Source organism: Polaromonas sp. P1_H6 (assembly GCF_056405195.1).
Genome location: NZ_JBFUCN010000033.1, coordinates 45,142 through 51,573 on the forward strand (window position 1 = coordinate 45,142; position 6,432 = coordinate 51,573).

Consider the following 6,432-nt stretch of genomic DNA (forward strand, 5'->3'; position numbering starts at 1 on the left):
TGTTCAGGTGAAGGGGCGGCTCAGGACTTGGCCGCGACCTTCACGGCTTTTTCGGTGAGTTCGGCCTTGGCGGACATTTCCACCGCTTGCGGCGCGACCAGCGCGCCGGGGCGTATGCGCTGCAGGCCGTTGACGACGATGCGTTCGTTGGCGGCCAGGCCGCCCTTGACCACGCGCAGGCCGTTGACGGAGGCGCCCAGCGTGACTTCGCGGTAGACCGCCTTGTTGTCGGCGCCCACCACCAGCACGAACTTCTTGTTCTGGTCGGTGCCGACGGCGCGTTCGTTGATCAGCAGCGCCGTGCCCTTGGTGGCCTGGCCCATGCGGATGCGCGCGAACTGGCCGGGCATCAGCTGGCCGTCCTTGTTGTCGAACACGGCGCGGGCGCGCACGGTGCCGCTGCGTGCATCGACCTGGTTGTCGACGAGTTGCAGCTTGCCTTCAAACGGCGTGTCGGTGCTGGCGGCGGTTCCCATCTGCACGGGGATGCGCTCCAGGCTGCGGCTGGCGGGGCCGCCGTTGCCGCCCACGTCTTTCAGGGCCTTGGCCACGACCTGCTCGTCAGCATCGAAGCTCGCGTAGATGGGGCTCACCGACACCAGCGTGGTCAGCACCGGCGCGCCGGGGCCGGCGGCAACCAGGTTGCCCACCGTCACTTCGAGCTTGCCGACGCGGCCGGAGACCGGCGCGCGCACCTGGGTGTAGCCCAGGCTCAACTGGGCCGTCTGCAGGGCCGCATGCGCTGCGCGCAGGTTGGCGTCGGCTTCGCCCTTGCCGTTGGTGCGCTCGTCGAACTCACGCTTGGAGATGGCCTGCTCGCTCCACAGGCGCTGCGAGCGCTCCTGCTCGCCCTTGGCCTGGGTGACCCGGGCCTGGGCGGCCGCGACCTGCGCATCGGCGCGTTCCACGTCGGCGGCGTACGGCGCCGGGTCTATGGTCAGCAGCAGGTCGCCCTTCTTCACGAGCGCGCCTTCACGAAAGTGCACGGACTGGATGGTGCCGGCCACGCGCGAGCGGATGTCCACGCGTTCGACCGCTTCCAGCCGGCCCGAGAACTCGTCCCAGGCGGACACGTCGCTCTGCACGACGGTGGCCACCGACACGGGTGTGGCCTGAGGCTGGGCGGGACCGGATTGGGCGCTGGTGCTGGAGACGCCGAACACGGCGGCGGCGATGCCGGTCACGGCGAGCACGGCGAGGGCCACGGCCAGCAGGCGGCGTTTGGGGGTATGCAGTTGTATGGATGGCATGTCAATTCTCTCGATGATTGGATTTATGAAACTGATGAACTAATGAACTGAAAACGGATGAGGTGAAGGAAGCAAATCGGCGACTGTAGAACCTCAACCTAAGTTGAGGTCAAGCGCGCGGCACGCAAACACGGTGCGCCGCAGGGGCTATCAACCCGCCGCTGCTTTGCCGCGCGGCGCTTGTCGGTATCCGGATGAATCAGTGGCATGGTGAACTCCCTCAAAGAAAAAATTGAACGTCTAAAACTCAGGACACCGCGCTGTGCGCGGCGGTCCGCGCATCCAGCGCAGTGGCGAAGAAACGGCCGAAGCGCTCATGGATCAACGGCGCCCAGGCTTCCTGATGGTTCGCCGGCTCCAGGTAGCTGCAGGGCCAGCCGGTGGGAACGGGCAGCACCGTGTCGATCGCGACCAGGCCGGCGGCGCGCAGGCGCGCGGCATAGGCCAGCGTCTCGTCACGCAGCGGGTCGTCTTGCGCCGTGATCAGCAGCGTGGGCGGCAGGCCGGCCAGGCGAAAGGCCGAGCCGGGCGCGGCGTAAGGATGGCTGGCGTCTTCCAGGCGCGGCAGGTAGTTGTGCCAGCCGTCGGCCCAGGTGCAGCCCACCGGGCCGGCTTCGGCGTCGCGCAGCGAAGCCGTCGCCAGGCAAGGGTCCAGCATGGGCGACAACAGGATTTGCCCGGCCAAGGCCGGCTCCTGCAGGTCGCGCGCCATCAGCGCCACGGCTGCGGCGATGTTGCCGCCGGCTTCCTCGCCGGCCACAAACACCGGCGCACCCGCGCCGGCCAGCTTGTGGCGGGCCTTGAAAGCCCACTCCAGGGCGGCGTAGCCCATTTCCACGGCGCTTGGGAACGGGTGCTCCGGCGCCAGCGGATAGTCCAGCGACATCACCACCGCGCCGGCGTCGGCCAGCAGCCCGGCAACGCAGGAGCCGCCTTCCAGCGAGCCGCCCACAAAGGCGCCCGCATGAAAGTGCACGACCAGCGGCGACACGCCCGTGCCGCTGCGGCGGCCGTAGAAACGCACATCCAGCGGCTTTTTCAGCGCCAGCTGGATCTGCTTCTCGACCCACGGGGGGCTGGTTTTGTCGGCGCCTGTGAGGGCGGGCTGCTGGCTTTTCATCGTCGTGACCGCGTAGGGCCTCCGGTTTGTTGCAATGCAGCAGAAGATACGCGCGGGGCATCACTTAATAAATAGCCATTCCGTTTATTCTTTATTTCACCAATGCAACAATCGGGGGGATGGTCAAGCCGCTCACACCCCGGTACCGGGCAAATTGCCACGCAAGCCCCTGCCTGCCTCATTGCCTGCTTTTGTGCATAAGGGCGCGAAGTGTGGGCCTTGCCCCCAGGGCAAGGTCAAAGAAGCAAGGGAAAACCCGGACACCGCCAAGGGCTATTTGGGGCCGTCCGCAGGAAGCCGCCATGATGGTCACAATCGCCCCTCGCAGCCCCCACATAAGCCGCCGTTCGCGGATCTCCCCGACTTTCCCCAGGACCCCAGCGGCCACCCGCCGCCGGGGAACGAGGCAGCAGGCCCACCCGCCCGCGGCGCCTCAAGTGCATTGACAGCCCCTTACCAGGACCACAGGACAGGACTTTCTCATGGACAAGTTTTCCGCAATGCAGGCTTTTGTTCGGGTCGTGGAAGCCGGCACCTTCACCAAGGCCGCCGATTCCATGGGCATGCCCAAGCCGACCGTGACGCGGCTGATCCAGACGCTGGAGCAGTCGCTGGACACCAAGCTGCTCAACCGCACCACGCGCAAGGTCACGGTCACGGCCGATGGCGCGGCCTATTACGAACGCGCCGGCCGCCTGCTGGGCGAAATGGAAGAACTCGAGTCGAGCATGTCGCGCGCCAAGGCCAGCCCGCGCGGCCGGCTCAAGGTCGACATTCCTTCTTCCCTGGGCATGGCGGTGGTGATCCCGGCCCTGCCGGATTTTTATGCGCGCTATCCCGACATCCAGCTGGAGCTGGGCGTCAGCGACCGGCCCATCGACATCCTGGCCGAGAACGTGGACTGCGTGATCCGCGGCGGCGAGATCACCGACCAGTCGTTGGTGGCGCGCCGCATCGGCGAGTTTTATTTGATGTCCTGCGCGTCGCCGGCCTACCTCAAACGCCACGGCGTGCCCCAGCATCCGCAGGAACTGGCGCACGGACACAGGCTGATCCGCTATGTGTCACCGCGCGACGGCAAGCTCTACAGCGTCACGCTGCACAAGGACGGGCAGGCGGTGGAGGTCGAGGGCCATCACCAGCTCTCGGTCAACGACTCGAATGCCGGCGTGGCGGCGGCGCTGGCCGGCCTGGGCGTGCTGCAGACCTTGACCTTCCTGGTCCAGCACCACATCAGCAGCGGCGCGCTGGAGCCGCTGTTCAACGGCTGGTGCTCCGAGGCCAAGCCCATCCACGTGGTCTACCCGCCGAACCGCCACCTGAGCAACAAGGTGCGTGTCTTTGTCGACTGGATCGCGGAGCTGTTCGCCAAGCACGACCTGATCCAGCGCAAGAGCACGCTGCCGGGACGCATCACGCGCGCGAAGCCCGCTGCCGAAGCGCTCGCCGAGTAACAGCGTCCCCGGCATCTCCTACAGGCGGCGTCACTGACAGCCTACAGGGCGCGCGGCGCGAGAGCGTTAAGGTCGGGATCTGCCTGATGCCGTCCTTCATCCTGTTTGCGAAAGAGCCTCCATGCCAAGATTGAAAGCACCCGCGCCCGACGCCGAAAGCCGCAGGGCACTGGAGCAGCGGGCCAGGGAGGCCGCCCTGCCCGCCCCGCCTCAGCAAAAGGGGCGCTGGCCGTTTCCCGTGCCGGACGACCAGCCCGCCGGGGAAGCCCGGGAGCACAAGGATGAATCACCGGAAAAACCGGCCCGCCCGGGCAAGTCGGACGCTTCTTAAGCGCGCGGCCGTAGCCGCATGGCCAGGCTGACCAGCAGCAGCACCAGCGCGCCCGCCACCAGGCCCACCACCGCATCCATCAACAGCGGCGTGAGCGCGGCCAGGAAAGCGCCCGCACCGGCCGCCACCTGCTGCGTGAGCGATTCAATGAAGTGGTGCAGGGGCGCGAAACCGTGCGTGAGTATGCCCCCGCCCACCAGGAACATCGCGGCCGTGCCGGCCACCGACAGCCCCTTCATAAGCCAGGGCGCGGCCCACAAAATAGCCTGCCCCGTGCTTCGCTGAAGGCGCGGCCAGGCGCCCTCGCCCACGCGCTGGTTCAGGTAAAGCCCGCCGTCGTCGAGCTTGACGATGCCCGCCACCAGGCCGTACACCCCCACCGTCATGAGCAGCGCGATGCCGCAAAGCACCGCGACCTGCGTGATGAAGGGGCTGGCCTGCACCGTCCCCAGCGTGATCGCGATGATCTCGGCCGAGAGAATGAAATCGGTGCGCACCGCGCCCTTGATCTTGTCTTTTTCCAGCGCCACCAGGTCCACCGCGGGATTGGACAGTGCGGCCGTCAGCGCCTCGTGTTCGGCGGCCTGTTCGTGCGCGCTGTGCATGAATTTGTGCGCGAGTTTTTCAAAACCCTCGTAGCAGAGAAAGGCGCCGCCCACCATCAGCAGCGGCGTCACCGCCCAGGGTACGAAAGCGCTGATGGCCAGCGCCGCCGGCACCAGAATGGCCTTGTTGATGAAAGAGCCCCGGGCCACGGCCCAGACCACCGGCAGTTCGCGGTCGGCCTTGACGCCCGAGACCTGCTGGGCATTGAGCGCCAGGTCGTCGCCCAGCACGCCGGCGGTCTTTTTGGCGGCGACTTTGGAAAGCAGCGCCACGTCATCCAGCACGGTGGCGATGTCGTCAATCAGTGCGAGCAGGCTGCTGGCCATGGGTATTCTTTTTCGTCAGGGCCGCGGCGATGAGCCGCAGCGGGGTGGAACAGGCATCCGGCGCATGGCGTTGTACTTGTGGCGCAACCAGGAAGAGCCGCCTACTGTACCCAAATTCCGTGGCACCAAAAAGAAAAGCCGCCCCAGGGGCGGCTTGGCGGGAAGGCGCGCAAACTCAGCGCGCGGTCAACCGCCCCAGGATAAAACCAATGGCCAGAGCCGCGCCCACGGCTTCAAGCGGCCTTTCCTGCACCCAGGATTTCGAAACTTCCAATGCATGGGCCGGCGCTTCGCCGATGCGGCGCGTCTGGTCAGCAAAGCGGTCGGCTACGCTGCTGGCGGTGCCCGCGAGCTTGTCGACACCTTGGTGCGCCGCCGAGGAAGCACGGTCCACCGCGCTGCGCGCCGGGTCGGCCACCTTGTCGATGCCGCTGTGGAGTGCCGCGCCGGCGGACTCGACGCCGCGCTGGATGGGATTGCCGTTGGCGGAGGATGCTGTGGTTTTGTCCATGATGCTTCTTTCAAAAAAATTCCACACAATAGGCAGAAGGCGCAAGAGAGAACCAAGAGAGAACCGCTTGATTGATAGGCCATGCACTCGGGCCATCGCCGTGTCTTTCGACTGTAGGCAGGCGCGCGGCAACAAGTTGTGCGCCGGAAGACAGGCCGGGTGTAGGACAACAGAGTGTTACAGCAGTGCACGGCTTGTCGGCCTGCACTGACAGTGAAACAGCCGCTTGGCTTGGCGGGCCGCGCGGCCCGGTCACGCATCATCGCCCCAAGCGTCTAGAGGCGTCGCCCAACCAGAGCCAAAGGAGAAGATCATGCCCACAAGGATAGCCAGACCCGCATTGAGAACCGGCTCGGCCAATAACGGCCAGCCGCGCCACGGCCCGCCTGAAGAGGCGCCGGACGATGACGATGCGCTGGAGTTGCCGGTGGAGCCTGATGAGGGGACGCCCCTCATCCCGGACGACGAACGGGTAGTGAATGTTCCTTCTTGAGGCCGGGTCTTGGGGCCGGGTCTTGCGCCGGCTTGCGCGCCTGTGCCCTCCTCTAAGACCTGCTGGCCGGGGTCGCCCGGCATGCGACTCACTTTCTTTTGCTTCGCCAAAAGAAAGTAAGCAAAGAAAAGGCGACCCTGGTTGCTGCGTCCCTCCGCTTCGCTACGGGCAACCTGCGGTGCTCGGTCCAGCCGGGGTCTCGCTAAACTCGCTACGCTGCGCTTCGCTTGTATGTTTAGGGTGCTGGGGTGGAGAGTCACGCTTCGCAATCGGCCGTTAGCGCGGACCGACCGTTTGAGACTTCTCCCACCCCGCCTTTGAACGTCGATAAGGAACTGAGC

General features: G+C 66.1%; 7 protein-coding genes. 3 read left to right on the forward strand and 4 right to left on the reverse strand.

Translation table 11 applies throughout. The annotated features are described in order from the left end of the window. Window positions 1–20: 20 nt before the first annotated feature. Complete coding sequence (locus tag AC1D1F_RS22045; protein ID WP_477697475.1) at window positions 21–1,250, reverse strand: efflux RND transporter periplasmic adaptor subunit; 1,230 nt, start codon at window positions 1,248–1,250, stop codon at window positions 21–23. A 247-nt stretch (window positions 1,251–1,497) separates the two neighbouring features. Next, window positions 1,498–2,370, reverse strand: a complete 873-nt coding sequence (locus AC1D1F_RS22050) for an alpha/beta hydrolase (protein WP_477678465.1) — start codon at window positions 2,368–2,370, stop codon at window positions 1,498–1,500. Between the two features lie 482 nt (window positions 2,371–2,852). Between AC1D1F_RS22050 and AC1D1F_RS22055 the strand changes: the two genes are divergently transcribed. Then, on the forward strand, window positions 2,853–3,824 hold the full coding sequence (locus tag AC1D1F_RS22055) for a LysR family transcriptional regulator (RefSeq protein WP_477678464.1): 972 nt from the start codon (window positions 2,853–2,855) through the stop codon (window positions 3,822–3,824). Between the two features lie 121 nt (window positions 3,825–3,945). Next, window positions 3,946–4,155 carry a hypothetical protein gene (locus AC1D1F_RS22060; protein ID WP_477678463.1) on the forward strand — a complete coding sequence of 70 codons (210 nt, stop codon included), beginning with the start codon at window positions 3,946–3,948 and terminating at the stop codon, window positions 4,153–4,155. On the opposite strand, the gene AC1D1F_RS22065 is transcribed toward AC1D1F_RS22060, so the two are convergent. Both AC1D1F_RS22065 and AC1D1F_RS22070 read right to left on the reverse strand, forming a co-directional pair. Continuing rightward, a complete protein-coding gene (locus tag AC1D1F_RS22065; RefSeq protein WP_477678462.1) occupies window positions 4,152–5,087 on the reverse strand; it encodes a DUF808 domain-containing protein in 936 nt (311 codons plus the stop codon). The two genes, AC1D1F_RS22060 and AC1D1F_RS22065, sit on opposite strands and share 4 nt — an antisense overlap. Window positions 5,088–5,262: 175 nt before the next feature. Beyond that, entirely contained in the window at window positions 5,263–5,598 is a 336-nt protein-coding gene (locus AC1D1F_RS22070; protein WP_477678461.1) for an ElaB/YgaM/YqjD family protein, read from the reverse strand. Between the two features lie 313 nt (window positions 5,599–5,911). Here AC1D1F_RS22070 and AC1D1F_RS22075 point away from each other — a divergent pair, with 313 nt between their 5' ends. Further along, the gene (locus tag AC1D1F_RS22075) at window positions 5,912–6,091 is read left to right on the forward strand and encodes a hypothetical protein (protein ID WP_436153823.1); all 180 of its coding nucleotides are present in this window, start codon (window positions 5,912–5,914) and stop codon (window positions 6,089–6,091) included. Window positions 6,092–6,432 lie beyond the last annotated feature (341 nt).

Coding starts and splice junctions, on each gene's coding strand:
- AC1D1F_RS22055 (WP_477678464.1), top strand. CDS start 2,853: ATGGACAAGTTTTCCGCAATGCAGGCTTTTGTTCGGGTCGTGGAAGCC.
- AC1D1F_RS22070 (WP_477678461.1), bottom strand. CDS start 5,598: ATGGACAAAACCACAGCATCCTCCGCCAACGGCAATCCCATCCAGCGC.
- AC1D1F_RS22075 (WP_436153823.1), top strand. CDS start 5,912: ATGCCCACAAGGATAGCCAGACCCGCATTGAGAACCGGCTCGGCCAAT.
- AC1D1F_RS22065 (WP_477678462.1), bottom strand. CDS start 5,087: ATGGCCAGCAGCCTGCTCGCACTGATTGACGACATCGCCACCGTGCTG.
- AC1D1F_RS22050 (WP_477678465.1), bottom strand. CDS start 2,370: ATGAAAAGCCAGCAGCCCGCCCTCACAGGCGCCGACAAAACCAGCCCC.
- AC1D1F_RS22060 (WP_477678463.1), top strand. CDS start 3,946: ATGCCAAGATTGAAAGCACCCGCGCCCGACGCCGAAAGCCGCAGGGCA.
- AC1D1F_RS22045 (WP_477697475.1), bottom strand. CDS start 1,250: ATGCCATCCATACAACTGCATACCCCCAAACGCCGCCTGCTGGCCGTG.